15 protein-coding genes and 1 riboswitch are annotated in these 15,532 nt (G+C 70.9%); of the genes, 1 reads left to right on the forward strand and 14 read right to left on the reverse strand.

What is annotated here, in order from left to right; all coding sequences use genetic code 11:
- Nucleotides 1-6 precede the first annotated feature (6 nt).
- Both DDE10_RS21145 and metX read right to left on the reverse strand, forming a co-directional pair.
- Nucleotides 7-1,173, reverse strand: a complete 1,167-nt coding sequence (locus tag DDE10_RS21145) for a PLP-dependent transferase (protein ID WP_114954792.1) — start codon at nt 1,171-1,173, stop codon at nt 7-9.
- Nucleotides 1,170-2,153 (reverse strand): homoserine O-succinyltransferase MetX, encoded by a 984-nt coding sequence (gene metX / locus DDE10_RS21150; protein WP_162806774.1) that lies wholly within the window; start codon nt 2,151-2,153, stop codon nt 1,170-1,172. Before metX ends, DDE10_RS21145 begins: the two co-directional genes overlap by 4 nt.
- 32 nt (nt 2,154-2,185) lie before the next feature.
- A riboswitch (SAM-I-IV-variant riboswitch) is annotated at nt 2,186-2,295 on the reverse strand.
- A 138-nt stretch (nt 2,296-2,433) separates the two neighbouring features.
- Between metX and DDE10_RS21155 the strand changes: the two genes are divergently transcribed.
- Nucleotides 2,434-3,210, forward strand: a complete 777-nt coding sequence (locus DDE10_RS21155) for an inositol monophosphatase family protein (RefSeq protein WP_114954793.1) — start codon at nt 2,434-2,436, stop codon at nt 3,208-3,210.
- A gap of 202 nt (nt 3,211-3,412) precedes the next feature.
- Here the strand turns inward: DDE10_RS21155 and hisIE are convergent, their stop codons facing one another.
- The 12 genes from hisIE to trpD all read right to left on the reverse strand — a co-directional run bounded on the left by hisIE (nt 3,413) and on the right by trpD (nt 15,296).
- The gene (hisIE, locus tag DDE10_RS21160; protein ID WP_114954794.1) at nt 3,413-4,054 is read right to left on the reverse strand and encodes a bifunctional phosphoribosyl-AMP cyclohydrolase/phosphoribosyl-ATP diphosphatase HisIE; all 642 of its coding nucleotides are present in this window, start codon (nt 4,052-4,054) and stop codon (nt 3,413-3,415) included.
- Complete coding sequence (gene hisF / locus DDE10_RS21165) at nt 4,030-4,797, reverse strand: imidazole glycerol phosphate synthase subunit HisF (RefSeq protein ID WP_114954795.1); 768 nt, start codon at nt 4,795-4,797, stop codon at nt 4,030-4,032. The genes hisIE and hisF overlap by 25 nt, the downstream gene beginning before the upstream one ends.
- Complete coding sequence (locus tag DDE10_RS21170) at nt 4,784-5,509, reverse strand: 1-(5-phosphoribosyl)-5-[(5-phosphoribosylamino)methylideneamino]imidazole-4-carboxamide isomerase (protein WP_114954796.1); 726 nt, start codon at nt 5,507-5,509, stop codon at nt 4,784-4,786. The genes hisF and DDE10_RS21170 overlap by 14 nt, the downstream gene beginning before the upstream one ends.
- Nucleotides 5,503-6,084: an imidazole glycerol phosphate synthase subunit HisH gene (gene hisH / locus DDE10_RS21175; RefSeq protein ID WP_114954797.1), complete on the reverse strand. Its 582-nt coding sequence runs from the start codon at nt 6,082-6,084 to the stop codon at nt 5,503-5,505. Before hisH ends, DDE10_RS21170 begins: the two co-directional genes overlap by 7 nt.
- 181 nt (nt 6,085-6,265) lie before the next feature.
- Nucleotides 6,266-7,930, reverse strand: a complete 1,665-nt coding sequence (hisC, locus tag DDE10_RS21180) for a histidinol-phosphate transaminase (RefSeq protein WP_114954798.1) — start codon at nt 7,928-7,930, stop codon at nt 6,266-6,268.
- Nucleotides 7,927-9,384 (reverse strand): histidinol dehydrogenase, encoded by a 1,458-nt coding sequence (gene hisD, locus DDE10_RS21185; protein ID WP_114954799.1) that lies wholly within the window; start codon nt 9,382-9,384, stop codon nt 7,927-7,929. Before hisD ends, hisC begins: the two co-directional genes overlap by 4 nt.
- A complete protein-coding gene (gene hisG / locus DDE10_RS21190; protein WP_114954800.1) occupies nt 9,381-10,271 on the reverse strand; it encodes an ATP phosphoribosyltransferase in 891 nt (296 codons plus the stop codon). Before hisG ends, hisD begins: the two co-directional genes overlap by 4 nt.
- Nucleotides 10,258-10,617: a YerC/YecD family TrpR-related protein gene (locus DDE10_RS21195; protein ID WP_114954801.1), complete on the reverse strand. Its 360-nt coding sequence runs from the start codon at nt 10,615-10,617 to the stop codon at nt 10,258-10,260. The genes hisG and DDE10_RS21195 overlap by 14 nt, the downstream gene beginning before the upstream one ends.
- Before the next feature lie 37 nt (nt 10,618-10,654).
- Nucleotides 10,655-11,476: a tryptophan synthase subunit alpha gene (gene trpA / locus DDE10_RS21200; RefSeq protein WP_114954802.1), complete on the reverse strand. Its 822-nt coding sequence runs from the start codon at nt 11,474-11,476 to the stop codon at nt 10,655-10,657.
- Nucleotides 11,477-11,660: 184 nt separating this feature from the next.
- On the reverse strand, nt 11,661-12,836 hold the full coding sequence (trpB, locus tag DDE10_RS21205; protein WP_114954803.1) for a tryptophan synthase subunit beta: 1,176 nt from the start codon (nt 12,834-12,836) through the stop codon (nt 11,661-11,663).
- Nucleotides 12,830-14,242, reverse strand: coding sequence for a bifunctional indole-3-glycerol-phosphate synthase TrpC/phosphoribosylanthranilate isomerase TrpF (trpCF, locus tag DDE10_RS21210; RefSeq protein WP_114954804.1), 1,413 nt, complete (start codon nt 14,240-14,242; stop codon nt 12,830-12,832). The genes trpB and trpCF overlap by 7 nt, the downstream gene beginning before the upstream one ends.
- The gene (gene trpD, locus DDE10_RS21215) at nt 14,235-15,296 is read right to left on the reverse strand and encodes an anthranilate phosphoribosyltransferase (protein WP_284734807.1); all 1,062 of its coding nucleotides are present in this window, start codon (nt 15,294-15,296) and stop codon (nt 14,235-14,237) included. Before trpD ends, trpCF begins: the two co-directional genes overlap by 8 nt.
- Nucleotides 15,297-15,532 lie beyond the last annotated feature (236 nt).

Raw genomic sequence — 15,532 nt, forward strand, 5'->3', positions numbered from 1 at the left:
GCCGCCTCAGCCTCCCTGCCCGGCCGCGGCGAAACCCCGCTCGAGATCGGCGGCGAGATCCTCCGCTTCCTCGAGCCCGACCGAAAGCCGCAGCAGGTCGCCATGGATCCCGGCCTCGGCCTGGGCCTCGGGCGGCATGCCGCGATGGGTCATGGTCGAGGGCTTGCAGATCAGGGTCGCGTAGCCGCCGAGCGAAGAGGCGAGGGTGATCGTCTCGAGCGCGGCGAGGAAGCCGTGGGTCGCCGCCTCGCCGCCTTTGACCCGGAAGCTGATCATGAAGCCGGGCCCCTGTTGCTGGCGCTCGGCGAGCTTTTTGCCCGGGAAGGTGTCGAGCCCGGGATAATGGAGCTCGAGCACGCCTTCCTGCTCCTCGAGCCACCCCGCCAGCCGCTTCGCCGTCGCCTCCTGGCGGTCGATCCTCAGCGGCAGCGTCCTCAGGCCGCGCAGGGTCTGCGCCGCATCCTGCGCCGACGCGCTGAGGCCGGCGGCATTGGCCCACCAGTGGATCCTCTCGACCAGCTCGGGGTCGGCGGCGAGCAGCGCCCCGCCGAACAGGTCGGAATGGCCGTTCAGCGCCTTGGTGGTCGAATGCATGACGAGGTCGCAGCCCAGGTCGAGCGGCCGCTGCCGGCACGGCGTCAGCAGGGTATTGTCGGCGACGACGAGAGCGCCCGCCGCCTTGGCCGCGGCGGCGCAGGCGGCGATGTCGACGATGCGCAGCAGCGGGTTGCTGGGCGTCTCGATCCAGACGAGCGCCGGTCCCCGGTCGAGCGCCTCGGCGAGCGCGCGCTCGTCATTCTGGTCGACGAACAGGGCGCGCAGCTTGCCCTGCGCCTCGAGGCCCTTGATCAGCCGGAAGGTGCCGCCGTAGCAATCGTGCGGCGCGACGACGAGCGCGCCGGCGGGCAGGAGCAGCAGCGCCAGCAGGGCGGCTGACTGGCCGGAGCCGGTGACCGCGCCGCCGGCGGCGCCCTCCAGCTCGGCCAGGGCCTCGGACAAGAGGTCGCGATTGGGATTGACCGTGCGCGAATAATCGTAGGTCGGCTTGGTGTCGGAATCGGGCCAGCGATACGTGTCGGAGGTCCAGACCGGGGGCGACACGCTGCCATAGCCGGGATCGCCTCGGGTCCCGGCACTGGCGACGATGGTAGCCGGACGGCGCGCCTTGCTCACAGCGCCTCGCCGAGGAAAGGCGCGACCAGGTTGGCGACCCGGTCGGCATCCTTGAGGAACATGTCGTGGCCGTAGAGCGACGGCAGGAGATGGAGCCGCGCCGGCCCCCTCAGGCTCGCCGCCAGCATCTCCATCTGCGATGCCGGAACCAGCTGGTCGCTGTCGGCGCCGATGAGCAGGGCCGGCAGCGCGATCGCGCCGGGATCGACGCGGTGGCGGTCGATCGACGCGGACAGGCTGAGGAAACGCTGCGGAGTCATCCTCGTCCGGAACGCGCTGCCCCGGGCGCGCAGATAGTCGCCGGGCTGGGAACGGCCGAGCGTCGCCTCGCCGGAGATGCCGCCGTCGAACCGCTCCGCGAATTCCTCCCGGGTGCGATAGGTCATCATCGCGAGGCCGCGCGCGATCGACAGCGCCTCGTCGGCATTCCCGTTTTCCAGCCCGAGCGCGACGATGCGGCGCTGCAGGTCGCGCATCGCGGTCGAGGCCGGATGCGGCGCCGCATCGGCGGAGACGACGACCAGCCGTTCCGCACGCTCCGGGAAATGCTGGCCGAGCGCGAGCGCGATCATGCCGCCATAGGAAGCGCCGATCACGGCATGCGCGCGCGCCGCGCCGATCTGATCGAGCGCGGCGCCGACGATCTCCGCCTGCTCCCGCGTCTCCGGGGCGTTCCGTCCGGCCGGGTCGGCGGCGAAGTCGAGGCCGAGGATCCGGAAGGCGGCCGGATCGACCGCCCGGCCCTCGCCGGCCAGGCCGCACCACCAGCCGGCGGCGCCGTCGGAACGCAGGCAGGGGAAGCGATCGGCCGAGATCCCGCCGAGCAGCACGACGATCGGCGCCTCTTCCGGGCCGTGCAGGGTGAATCGGGTGGAGAGGCCATAGCGTTTCAGCGCCCCCATCAGGGGCAGCGCGATGTCCGCCGGCCCGGCTGGGGCGGCCGCGGTACTGACCGGGCGATTGAGTTCGAGCAGCGTCAATTCCTTCTCCACACTCGAAGGACGTTGCTGCTCGAGACCCGCTTGGTTGCCGGATCGGCCGCATCGTCCCTTTACCAGGACCGCCACCTTGCCCGGGGAGGCAGGTTGGCGTGGGCCCGAAGGCCCACTCTGAATGCTTCGGCACCGCCCGAGGGCAGCACCGGTTCCGTACCTATGTAAGGCCGATTCGGTTGGCAAATGGTTTTTGCGCGGCGGCAGCGGGATTGATCGCATTCCTGCCCTGATCCATGGACGCCGTGGAAGGATCGACCCCAACCTCATGCAAGCCTTTATCGACCTCGCCGCCGACATGGCCGACGCCGCCCGGCGCGTCACCCTCCCGGTCGCGGAGACCATCCTCGCCTGCGACAACAAGGCCGAGGGCGCTGCCTTCGACCCGGTCACCGAGGCCGATCGCGAGGCGGAGCGGGCGATGCGCGCTCTGGTCGAGGCCCGCTTTCCCGATCATGGCATAGCCGGCGAGGAGATGGACCTGCGCCCGCCACGCGGGCCATATGGCTGGAGCCTCGATCCGATCGACGGCACCCGCGCCTTCATCTGCGGCCTGCCCGGCTGGACGACGCTGATCGCCCTGCTTGAGCAGGACGAGCCGGTGCTGGGCATCATCGACGCGCCGCGTCTCGACGAGCGCTATTTCGGGGCCGGCGGCCGCGCCTGGCTGGTCGCCGGCGGGATCGAGAGGGTGCTGGCGACGAGCGGCTGCAATGTCCTTGCCGAGGCCAAGCTCGCCACCACCGATCCCTTCCTGTTCGGCGGCGGCGAAGCCGAGGCCTTCGATCGCCTGCGCCGCGCGGCCCGGCTGACCCGCTACGGTTTCGACGCTTATGCTTATGCCCGCCTGGCCGCGGGGCGGATCGACCTCGTCGCCGAATCCGGCCTCAAGCCGCACGATCTCAACGCGCTCGTCCCCGTCGTCCTCGGCGCCGGCGGCGTGGTCGGCAACTGGCGCGGCGGGGCGGATCTGGGCCAAGGCCAGCTGCTCGCGGCGGCCTCGCAGGATCTCTTCGACGCGGCGGTGGAAACGCTCGGCCTTTGATGGCGTCGATCCTCCCCTTCGAGGGGAGGGGGACCAGGCGAAGCCTGGTGGTGGGGTGTCATCGTTTCCGTGCGAGCTCCGCCGGCCGAGCTTGCCACCCACGCTGAACTGATCGGGTGCGTAGCGCCCCGCGCTGCGCAGCGCTGTCCGGGGACAGGGCGGCCCAATCGTTGGGCGGTCCTCCTCCCCTGCCAGGGGGACTCTATTGGCCGCCCGCGTGCCGCTCCCGCAGCACCGCCACGACGTCCTGCCATCCGAATCCCCGCGCCGCCATCAGCACGCTGAGGTGATAGATCAGGTCCGCCGTCTCGGACGCGCATTCCGCCGCATCGCCGGCGGCGCCGGCCAAGGCGAGCTCGACGCCTTCCTCGCCGACCTTCTGCGCGATCCGCTTCGGGCCGGCCGCCAGCAGCCGCGCCGTATAGCTCTCCTGCGGATCCGCCGCGCCGCGCTCGGCGACGATCCGCGCCAGCTGCTCCAGCCAGCCGATTCCGGGCGCGGTGTCGGTGCCGAAGCAGCTCGCGGTTCCGAGATGGCAGGTGGGGCCGGCCGGCTCGGCGAGCACGAGCAGGGCATCATCGTCGCAATCGGCCAGGACGGCCCGCACGGCGAGCCGGTTTCCCGAGCTCTCGCCCTTCTGCCACAGCCGCCCCTTCGAACGGCTGAAGAAGGTGACGAAGCCGCACTCCAGCGTCGCTTCCAGCGCCTCGCGGTTCATGTAGCCGAGCATCAGCGCCTGCCGCGTCGCTTCGTCCTGGACGATGCAGGGCAGCAGCCCGTCCATTTTCTGCCAGGCGAGCGACCCGGCGTCGCCCGGGGTCAGCGGCGAATTTCGATCCCGCATCGGGCCAGATACTCCTTGAGCTCGGGGATGGCGATCAGCCGGTCGTGGAAGACGGTGGCGGCGAGCGCGCCGCTGGCGCCGGCTTGCGTGAAGGCGTCGCGGAAATGCTCCGGTGCGCCGGCGCCGCCGGAGGCGATCACCGGCACCTCGACCGCACCGACGACCGCGCCGACATGGGCGAGGTCGTAGCCGCTGCGGACGCCGTCGCGGCGCATGCAGTTGAGCACGATTTCGCCGGCGCCACGCTCGGTCGCCTCCTTGACCCAGTCCAGTGTCTTTAGGCCGGTGTCGCGGCTCCGGTCGACGCGGCCGGTATATTGGTGGACGTAATAGTCGCCCTCCTTCTCGAAACTGTCGACGCCGAGGACGACGCACTGGCTGCCGAAGTCGCGCGCCAATTCTTCGATCAGCCCCGGCCGCTCGAGCGCCGGCGAATTGACCGAAACCTTGTCGGCGCCCGCCTCCAGACAGGCGGCCGCCTGGTCGCGGCTTCGGATTCCGCCGGCGACGGCGAAGGGAATGTCGATCTCCCGGCCGATCCGCCGGATCCATTCGGTGTCGAGGCTGCGATCCTCGGCGCTGGCGCTGATGTCGTAGAAGACGAGCTCGTCCGCGCCCTCGTCGCGATAGCGAAGCGCATGATCGATGATGTCGCCGACGTCGCGATGGTCGCGAAACTGCACGCCCTTGACGACGCGGCCGTCGCGCACGTCGAGACAGGGGATGATCCTAGCCGCCGGCACGGATCGCCTCCTCCAGGCTGAAGCGCTGCTCCCAGATCGCCTTGCCGACGATCGCGCCGGCGGCGCCGGTCGTCTTGAGGGTCTGCAGATCGTCGAGCGTCGCCACGCCGCCGGACGCCTGCAAGGCGAGGCTGGGCAGACGCTGCACGATCTCGGCCATGAGCTCGACATTGGGCCCGGTCATCATCCCGTCGCGGCTGATGTCGGTCACCAGGATGTGCCGGGCCTCGGGATAGAGCGCGGCGACGTCCCACAGGCTTCGGCCCGACGATTCCGTCCAGCCGGCGGTGGCGATCTCGGGAACGCCGTCGACGATCCTGACGTCGAAGGCGAGGGTGATGCGATCGCCGCCGAATTCCTCGATGAAGGCGGCGGTGCGCTCGGGCTCGTTGGCGGCCAGGCTGCCGATCACGACCCGGCCGACCCCCGCATCGAACATCCGCGCCAGCTGGTCGCGGTCGCGAAAGCCGCCGGCGACCTGCAGCTTCTGCGTCGCGCCGCCCGCTAGGGCCTCGATCAGGTCGTGCTGGCGCGGGCTGCGCTCGCGCGCGCCGTCGAGATCGACGATATGGGTCCATTCGGCGCCGGCCTCGGCGAAGGCGTCCAGCGCCTCGGCGGGATCGTCGGAATAGGTCTTGGCATCGTCGAAGCGGCCCTGGGCGAGGCGGACGCAGCGGCCGCCCATCAGGTCGATGGCGGGATAGATCAGCACGACAGGAAGGCCTTCAGGAAGCGGGCGCCGGCATCGCTGCTGCGCTCGGGGTGGAATTGTGCGCCGAGGACGGTGCCTCGGCGCACGGCCGCGGGGATGTTGCGGCCATAACGGGTCGTGGCGACGCTGGCAGGGCCGTCGTCGCAGGCATAGCTGTGGGCGAAATAGACATAGTCGCCGGTGCGCAGGCCAAGGTCCGCGTCGGACACGTCGAGCCGGCTCCAGCCCATATGCGGGACGGGGCGGCCGGGGACGGCCTCGAGCCGGCGGACCTGGCCGGGGATGAGGCCGAGGCAGCCGACATCGTCCTCCTCGCTCGCCTCGAACAGCAATTGCATGCCGAGGCAGATGCCGAGCAGCGGCCGGTCGAGGCCGGTCAGGGTGGCGCGAAGGCCGAGCGCCTCGATCCGCGCCATCGCATATCCGGCCGCGCCCACTCCGGGGAGGACGACGCGTTCGGCGGTAGCGATCTCGGCCGGATCGGCGGTCAGCCGCGTTTCCGCCCCCAGCCGCTGGAAGCCGACGGCGATCGAGCCGACATTGCCATAGCCCAGGTCGACGATGGCGAGGGTCACAAGATTTCCCCTCCCAGCACGCAGGGAGGGGAGGCGGTAGCCCAGCCCCCAGTCGTCATCCCGGCGAAAGCTGGGATCTCCCTTTTCTTAAGCAGCGTGCGCGCCCCCGCGATGCGGCAAAGGAAGAGAGATCCCAGCTTTCGCTGGGATGACGGGAACGGAGCGCGTGAGGCAATGCCCCTCACAACACCCCCTTCGTGCTCGGCACGGCGCTGCCGTCCCCCTCGCGCGCGATCGCCTGCCTCAGCGCCCGGCCGAACGCCTTGAAGCAGGCCTCGGTCTTGTGATGGTCGTTGGCCCCACGCACCTGGACGTGGATCGCCGCGCCCAGCGTGTCGGCGAGCGACCGGAAGACGTGGGCGGTCATCTCGGTCGGATAGGCGCCGATATGGCTGGCACCGAACTCGCCCTCGAACAGGCTGTAGGGGCGGCCGCTGAGATCGATCAGCACCTGCGCCTCGGCCTCGTCCATCGGCAGCGCGAAGCCGAAGCGGCCGATGCCGCGGCGGTCGGCCAGCGCCCTGGCGAGCGCCTGCCCGAAGGCGATGGCGCAGTCCTCGACGCTGTGATGGGCGTCGATCTCGAGATCGCCGTCGCAGCGCAGCACGAGGGAGAAGCCGCCATGGGCGGCGACCTGGTCGAGCATATGGTCGTAGAAGGGAAGGCCGGTCTCGATCCGCCGCGGCGAGGCCGAATCGAGGTCGAGCGAGACGGCGATCCGCGTCTCCTTCGTCTCGCGGACGATCTCGGCGCGCCGGCTGCCGGGCTGGGGCCGGCCGATGCCGAAGGCGGCGAGCAACGCCGCATTCTCCTCGTCATTGCCGACGCTCACCCTGACGCCGCCGGGCGCCGCATTCGGCCGGAAGCGAAGCCGGATGCCGAGCTGGCGCAGCCGCGCCGCCAGCGCCTCCGGCTCGTCCACCTCGAGGAACAGGAAGTTGCCGCCGCCCCGGCGGACGGAGCGGACGCTGCCGCTCGTTTCCAGGAGATCGGCGAGCCGCTCGCGCTCCGCCTTGATCCGGGCGATCCGCTCGGCGTGGAGCGGCCGGCGGGCCGGCGAGAGCGCGGCGACGGCGGCGGCGATCGACAGGGTCGGCAGCGGATAAGGAGGCAGCGCCCGCGCCGTCATGGCGATCGTGTCCGGATGGCCGATGAGGGCGCCGACGCGAGCGCCGGCGAGGCCATAGGCCTTGGAAAGGGTACGCAGCACGACCAGGTTCGCCCGGCGCATCGCCTCCGCGGCCAGGCTCTCCAGCTCGGAGAACTCGATATAGGCCTCGTCGACGACGAGGATCGTGTCGGGCAGCGCCTCGGCGACGCGCAGGATCGTCGCCGGCTCCACCGGATTGCCGGTCGGGTTGTTGGGCGAGCAGAGGAAGGCGAGCTTGAGGTCCGGGTCGGAGCCCGCCATGGCCAGGAATCCATCGGCGTCGAAGTCGAAATTCCGGTCGAGCGGCGCCTCGATCAGCCGCGCCCCCTGCAGCCGGGCGAAATGGCCATAGGCCGCGAAGGTGGGCGGGCAGATCGACACCGCATCGACGCCGGGGCGGCAGAAGGTCCGGACCAGCAGGTCGATGCCGTCATCGCCTCCGCGGGTGACGATCAGCGAGTCGGGGGCGACGCCGTAGAGCGCCGCCATCGCCGCCTTGAGCTGCGCCGGCTGCGGCTCGGGATAGCGATTGATCCCCTCGGCGAGGGCGCCCCCGTCCAGCGGCGGATAGGGATTCTCGTTGGCGTCGAGCTTGACCGCGTCGGGCGCGAACAGTCCGTTGGCCTGCGCCGAGATGTCGAACGGCGGCAGGCTCAATATCTCGGGACGCGCCAGGCGCTCGGCGAGCGATCTCATTCGAGATCCTCCCCTGCAAGGGGAGGGGGACCAGGCGGAGCCTGGTGGAGGGGTGTCAGCCTCTCCGCCCGCTCTTCGCTCGCCGCAACCGGCACCGGCGCTGACACCCCTCCACCGCCGTGGGGGCGGTTCCCCTCCCCTCGCAGGGGAGGATCTTGGACGTCGCGCTCCATGAGCCTCGCTTCGGCTGCGCGGGCATGCGCCTCCAGCCCCTCCAGCCGCGCCAGCGCGGCGGCCGGGCGCGCGATCGCCCGCGCCGCCTCCGCCGTCAGCGACTGGACCGTGATCGCCTTGAGGAAGGTTTGGACGGAGACGCCGCTCCAGGCGCGGGCGGCGCCGTCGGTGGGCAGGACGTGGCTCGAACCGGCAACATAGTCGCCGAACGTCTCGGCCGCGGCGCCGCCGGCGAAGATCGCGCCGGCATTGCGCACCTTTTCCACCAGTGGCTCCGGGTCGACGACCGCGAGCGAGAGATGCTCGGGCGCGTAGAGATTGGCGATGTCGATCGCCTGGTCGACCGATTCGGCCAGGATGATTCGCGCATGGGCCAGGGACGCTTCCGTCACGTCGCGGCGCGGCAGGAGCGGCACGGCTTCCATGAGACGCGCGCGCACCGCCTCGGCGAGGTCGGGCGAGGGCGTGACCAGCAGGACCTGGGCGGAGGCGTCATGCTCGGCCTGGCTCAGAAGGTCGGCCGCGACCAGCCCCGGATCGGCGTCCGCGTCGGCGATCACGAGCAGCTCGCTCGGCCCGGCCGGCATGTCGACCGCCGGCCCGCCGGACAGCGACGCGGCATAGGTCTTGGCCTCCGCCACCCAGGCATTGCCGGGTCCGCAGATCTTCGGGACGGCCGGGATGTCGCCGGCGCCCCAGGCGAGGGCCGCGATCGCCTGCGCCCCGCCGATCGTCCAGACCGAAGTGATGCCGCAGATATCGGCGGCCAGGGCGACGACCGGATCGAGGCCCCCTTCCGGCCGCGGCGGCGTGACGACCACGATCTCGCCGACGCCCGCGGCGCGGGCGGGCAGCGCGAGCATGAGCAGGGTCGAGAAGAGCGGCGTGCGTCCCCCGGGCACGTAGAGGCCGACGCGGTCGAGCGGCCGCCAGACCTTGCGGACCCTGAGCCCCTTCATGGTCTCGACTTCATGCTCGGCGGGAAGGCTGTTCTTGTGGAAGGCTGTTATGTTGCGGCGGGCGAGGTCGATGGCGCGAAGATCGGCGGTGCCGAGCGTGCGCCGCGCCTCCTCTGCTATTTCCGCGACCGCGATCCGCTTCGGCGCCTCGCCGTCTATCCGTTCGGCATGCTCGGCCGCCGCGTCCCAGCCGCGGGCCTGCACGTCGTCGACGATCGCCCGCACGCGCGCCTGCAGCGCTGCGTCGCTGCGCTGCGCCGGCCGCGCGAGCACCTCCGCTTGCTCGGCGGCGCCGAGCTCGTTCCAGACTATCCGTCTCACATCATCATCTTTTCAATGGGGACGACCAGGATCGCCGACGCGCCGGCTCCCTTGAGCTTCTGGAGCGTCTCCCAGAAGACCGACTCCTTGCACACGGCATGGACCGCATAATGGCCGGGGCGGCCGGCGAGCGGCAGGATGGTCGGCGCCTCGGCGCCCGGGAGCATCGCGGCGATCGTCTCGAGCGCCTCCTCCGGCGCGTTCAGCATGATATATTTGGATTCCTGGGTGGCGAGCACCCCCTCGATCCGGCTCATCATCCGCCCGGCCAGCTCGGCCTTTTCCGGGGACAGCGTCTTGCCGGTCCGGATGAGCAGGGCCTCGCTCTCGAGCACGGTGTCGACCGGGCGAAGGCCGTTCGCCTCCAGCGTCGCGCCCGTCGAGACGAGGTCGCAGATGAAGCCGGCGATCTGCAGTCGCGGCGCGAGCTCGACCGCGCCGCTCATCTTCACGATCGTGGCCTCGATCCCGTTCGTGTCGAGGAAGCGCTGGAGCAGGCGCGGATAGGAGGTGGCGATGCGGGCGCCGCCGAGCGAGCGGGGGCCGTCATAAAGGGTGCTTTCCGGCGCGGCGATGCGCAGCGCGCAGCGGCCGAAGCCGAGCGGCGCCACCACCTCGACCGGCGGCGCGCTCTCCTCGAGAGAGGCTTCCTCGAGCACGTTGCGGCCGACCACCCCGAACTCGCAGACGCCGTCGGCGACGAAGGTCGGGATGTCGTCGTCGCGGACCAGCATCAGGTCGAGCGGGAAATTCTCGATCCGGGCGGCGAGCGAGTTCTTGCCTTCCTGGATCCGGAAGCCGGCGCCGCGGAGCAGGTCGCGCGTGTCCTGCGACAGGCGTCCCGATTTCTGAACGGCGAGGTGGAGGCGGGCATTATCGAGCGTCATTCTCTTCTTCCTTGTCCGCGCCGGACAGGCGGCGGATGGCGAGCTGGTAGGCCTGGTGCGGCTCCTGCCGGAGGAAGCGGGCGACGCGGACGATCGTCGTCGTGCTCACCCCGGTGGCCTCGTGGATGTCGCGATAGGTGAGGTCGGTCTCGGCGAGCAGCCGGGCGACGTGCCAGCGCTCGGCGAGCGTCCGTACCTCCGCCGGCGTGCACAGGTCCGCCAGCAGCCGCGCCATTTCCGCCTGATCGTGCGGCGTCAGCAGCGCGCGGCAGAGATCCTGCGCAAGGTCTGCGGGGTCGCGGCTGGGCTGCAGCCGGCGGCTGTCGTCAATCTCCGAATCGGCCATGTTTGTTTCATTGTGTTATCACGATGTAACAAGCGCCCTAAACCGCGACCCGGTCGCGCGCAACTTCTTTTTGGGTGGCCGCCTTCATCGTGCGGACGAAATCCCGCACCGCCTCGATCGGCTCCCGGGCCTCGGCGACGCGCCGGACGATCGCCGAGCCCGAGATCACTCCGGCCGCGCCCGCCTCGAGCCCGGCGCGGACGTGACCGGGCTGCGAGATGCCGAAGCCGAGTACCGCCGGCGGGGCGCCCGCCTCGGCGAGGGTCGAGAAGAGTCCGCCATGGTCCAGCTCCATCTGGCGGTCGGTCCCGGTGACGCCCGCGCGCGAGACGCAATAGACGTAGCCGCGCGACAAAGCGGCGACGCGGCGAAGCGTCTCCGGAGGCGTATTGGTCGCAGCGATGAGCACCGGATCCACGCCATGGTCGATCGCCGAGCCGGCAAAAGGCTCGGCCTCGCGCGCCGGCACGTCGGCGACGAGCACGCTGTCGATCCCGGCGGCGGCGCAGCGGCGGTAGAAGGATTCGCGGCCCCGGGCGAGGACGAGATTGGCGTAGGTGAGCAGGCCGACCGGGATTCGCGGATGGCGGGCCCGGAAGCTGGCGAGGATCTCGAAGCAGACTTCGGGTGTGACCCCCATGTCGAGCGCCCGCACCGCCGCCGCCTGGATGACCGGCCCGTCGGCGATCGGATCGGAGAAGGGAATGCCGACCTCGATCATGTCCGCCCCGCCCGCGACCGCCGCGTCGAGAAGCGCGAGGCTGGTCGACGGATCGGGATCGCCGAGCATCAGGAAAGCCCCGAACGCGCCTTCGCCACAGGTCGAGAGGCGGTCGAACATCTGGGTGTATCGGTTCATGCGAGGACCTTCCGGATAGATCCTCCCCTGTAAGGGGAGGGGGACCGCCCGCAGGGCGGTGGAGGGGTGTCAGCGTTGGAGTGAATCACGGCCAGTTCAGCAACGGTGGAGACGCTGACACCTCTCCACCAGGCTTCGCCTGGTCCCCCTCCCCTCAAAGGGGAGGATGTTGGCTGATCAGCCCTCACGCCCCGAACTCCAGCAATCTTTGCGCCTGCTCCATATCCTTGTCGCCGCGGCCGGAAATGTTGACCACCAGCACGGTCCCCTCCGCCGCCGCCTTCGCCAGCTTCAGCGCGTGTGCCAGCGCATGGGCGGATTCGAAGGCGCAGACGATGCCCTCGCTGCGCGCGAGCAGGGCGAAGGCGTCCAGCGCCTCCTGGTCCGTTGCGCCGACATATTCGGCGCGGCCGCTATCCTTGAGGAAGGCATGTTCCGGCCCGACGGCGGGATAATCGAGGCCGGCCGAGACCGACCAGCTGTCCGATATCTGTCCGTCCTCGTCCTGGAGCACATAGGTCTCGGCGCCGTGCAGGACGCCGGGCCGGCCGCGCAGGATGGTCGCGCCATGCTCGCTGCCGTCCAGCCCCTTGCCGGCGGCCTCGACGCCGATCAGCCGAACGCCTTCGTCCTCGATGAAGTCGGCGAAGATCCCCATCGCGTTCGATCCCCCGCCGACGCAGGCGATGACCGCGTCGGGCAGGCGCCCTTCCTCCTCGATCACCTGCGCCCGCGCCTCCTTGCCGATCACCCGCTGGAACTCGCGGACCATGATCGGGAAAGGATGGGGGCCGGCGACGGTGCCGAGAAGATAATGGGTGTCGGTGAAGCTCGCCGTCCAGTCGCGCAGCGCCTCGTTCACCGCATCCTTGAGGGTCTTGCCGCCGCTCTCGACGGGGATGACCTCGGCCCCCATCAGGCGCATCCGGAAGACGTTGAGCTTTTGCCGCTCGACGTCGTGGGCGCCCATATAGACCTTGGTCTGCAGGCCGAACAGGGCGCCGGCGAGCGCGGTGGCGACGCCGTGCTGGCCGGCGCCGGTCTCGGCGATCAGCCGGGTCTTTCCCATCCGCTTGGCGAGCAGCGCCTGGGCGAGCACCTGGTTGGTCTTGTGGGCGCCGCCGTGGAGCAGGTCCTCGCGCTTCAGATAGAGGCGGACGCCGGCCGGGCCGAGATTGCGGCACCGGGTCAGCGGAGTCGGTCGGCCGGCATATTTGGCGAGAAGCGCGGCGAGCTCGGCCTGGAAGCTCTCGTCCTTCTGCGCCTCGACGAAGGCCGCTTCCAGCTCGGTCAAAGCCGGCATCAATATTTCCGGCACGTAGGTGCCGCCATAGGCGCCGAAGCGGCCGCTCATCAGCATGACATCGTCTCCATCCGCGCCTGCGGCCGCACCGCCTCGAAGAAACGCTCCAATCTGTCCGGGTCCTTACGCCCCGGTTCGGCCTCGACCCCGGAGCCGACGTCGAGCGCCCAGGCGCCGACCCGCGACGCGGCGCGGACGTTTTCGGGACGAAGGCCGCCGGCGAGCAGCGAGCGGCCGAGCTCGCCGCGCCCGTCGAGGCGCGACCAGTCGAAGGTCCGGCCGGTGCCGCCGGAGCGGCCGTCCGCCTTCGTGTCGTAGACGGTGCGGTCGGCGCCGAGCCGCGGCATCGGCACCGCTTCGGCGACGAGGCCGGCGGTCCAGATCTCGGTGCTCTGCGCCAGCAGGGCCCGAAGCCCTCTTATGTAGCCGGCATCCTCCTCGCCATGGAGCTGAACGGCGTCGAGCTCGAGCGCGGCGGCGGCATAGGCGACCGCCATGACCTTCTCGTTGCGGAAGACGCCGACCGTCGCCGCGCCGGCGTCGCGCGCCGCCTCGGCGACCGGCCGCGCCTCGGCCAGCGTCACCGCCCGCGGCGTCCCCGGCACCATCACCATTCCGGCGAAGCTGGCGCCATGTCCGACGGCGAGGGCGGCATCCGCGCCGCTTCGCAGGCCGCAGACCTTGACGCGTCCGAAGGCGAGCGCCCGCGCCGCCTGCGCCGGCCTGTCCGCCTTCATCAGCGACGAACCGACCAGGAAGGCATCGGCGATCGGCGCCAGCCGTTCGACGTCGCCGCGGTCGGCGATGCCGGATTCGGAGACGAGCAGCCGGTCCGCCGGCACCAGCCGCGCCAGCCGCTCGGTCGTCGCCAGGCTGACCTCGAGCGTTCTCAGGTCGCGATTGTTGATGCCGACGATCGGAGCGCCGAGCGCGACCGCTCGCCGCACCTCGATCTCGTCATGCGCCTCGACCAGCACGTCCATGCCGAGCAGGTCCGCTTCGGCAACGATCGCCTTTGCTTCCTCGTCGTCGAGGACCGACAGCATCACCAGCACGGCGTCCGCGCCGGCGAGCCGGGCCTCCGCCACCTGGCGCGCATCGACGACGAAGTCCTTGGCGAGGATCGGCCCGTCATAGGCTCGGCGCACCGCGGCGAGGTCGTCGAGCGAGCCGCCGAAATAGGGCGTGTCGGTGAGCACGCTGATCGCGTCGGCCGCGCCGCGATAGGCGCAGGCCTGCGCGGCAGGATCCACGTCGGCGCGAAGCGCTCCGGCGGAGGGCGAGGCGCGCTTCACCTCCATGATGAACCGGGCGCCCGGACGCGCCAGCGCGGCGCGGAGACGCCGCCGCGTCGGCTCGGCCCGGTTGCGCAGGTCGACGAGGCTCGTGCTGCCCAGGCGCGTGGCGACGTCCGCGCGTTTCCGGCGGACGATCTCGCCCAGAATTCCGTCGGGCTCACGCATGCGTCGCCTCCGCCAGCGCCTCGACGCGGCGAAACGGCTCGCCGGAGGCGATCGTATCGAGCGCGATCGTCACCGCTTCGCCGAGGCTGGCCGCCAGGCCGGCGGTAAGCAGGAGCGCGCCGGCATTGATCGCCACCGCCTCGGTCTCGGCCGCCGCGCCGCGGCCGCGGAGCAAGACGGCCAGGCGCTGCGCATTCTCCTGCGGGTCGCCTCCCTTGACCGCATTGAACGGAGAGCGCGACAAGCCCGCTTCCTCGGGGGTGAGCGTCAGCCGCTCGATCCGGCCATCGCGGATGCGGGCGGCGTCGGTCGGCCCGTGCAGCGCGACCTCGTCGAGACCGGAGCCGTGCACGACCAGCGCATGGCGCGTGCCGAGCGCCAGCAGGGTGCTTGCCACCGGCTCGATCAGGGCCGGGTCGGCGACGCCGAGCAGCTGGACCGGCGGCTCGGCGGGGTTCACGCAAGGCCCGAGCACGTTCATGATCGTCCTCACCTTGAGCGCGCGGCGGGCCGGCCCGGCATGGCGCAGCCCGGGATGGTAGAGCGGCGCGAACAGGAAGCAGATGCCGGTCTCGTCGAGCGCGCGGCGCGAGACCGAAGCCGGGACGTCGACCTTGATCCCGAGCTGCTCGAGCACGTCGGCCGAGCCGCAGCGCGAGGTGAAGGAGCGGTTGCCGTGCTTGGCGACCGGCAGCCCGGCCGCCGCCGCGACGAAGGCGACGGCGGTCGAGATGTTGATCGATCCCGACCCGTCGCCGCCGGTCCCGCAGCTGTCGGCGAAGAGATAGTCCGGCCGCTCGAAATCGCTGTCGGCGGCGCGCAGCGCGCGCGCGGCGCCGATCAGCTCGTCGACGGTCTCGCCCTTGAGCCGGAGCGCGACCAGCATGGCGGCGATGGCGGGCTCGGCCATCCGGCCCTCGACCAGCTCGGTGAACAGGCGGGTGGCCGATCGTTCGCTGAGGTCGGCGCCGTCGAACAGGCCGGCAAGCGCCTCCTCGCCATTGTCCTCGAGGGCGGGAGCGGGAAGCGGTTCGGCAAGATTGTTCATGTACATCTCTGGAATTCCTTCAAAAGGCGAAAAAAAAGCCCGCCGGGAGCGGCGGGCCGTCTTGCGTTGGAACGGGACCTAGGGAGCCCGGGTCACCAGAGACGCATGCTTGCCGCCGCGGAGGGAATGTCCCGCCGCCAAAGCCAAGCCTGCGTGATGTGCGCCGCGACGCCGGAAGGGCGTGCGTCCGGGAAGACCATCCGGATCGAGGGCGCGAACATGGGCCCGTTTGTCCCGGCTTT

This window comes from Sphingosinicella terrae (assembly GCF_003347635.1).
GTDB lineage: Bacteria > Pseudomonadota > Alphaproteobacteria > Sphingomonadales > Sphingomonadaceae > Allosphingosinicella > Allosphingosinicella terrae.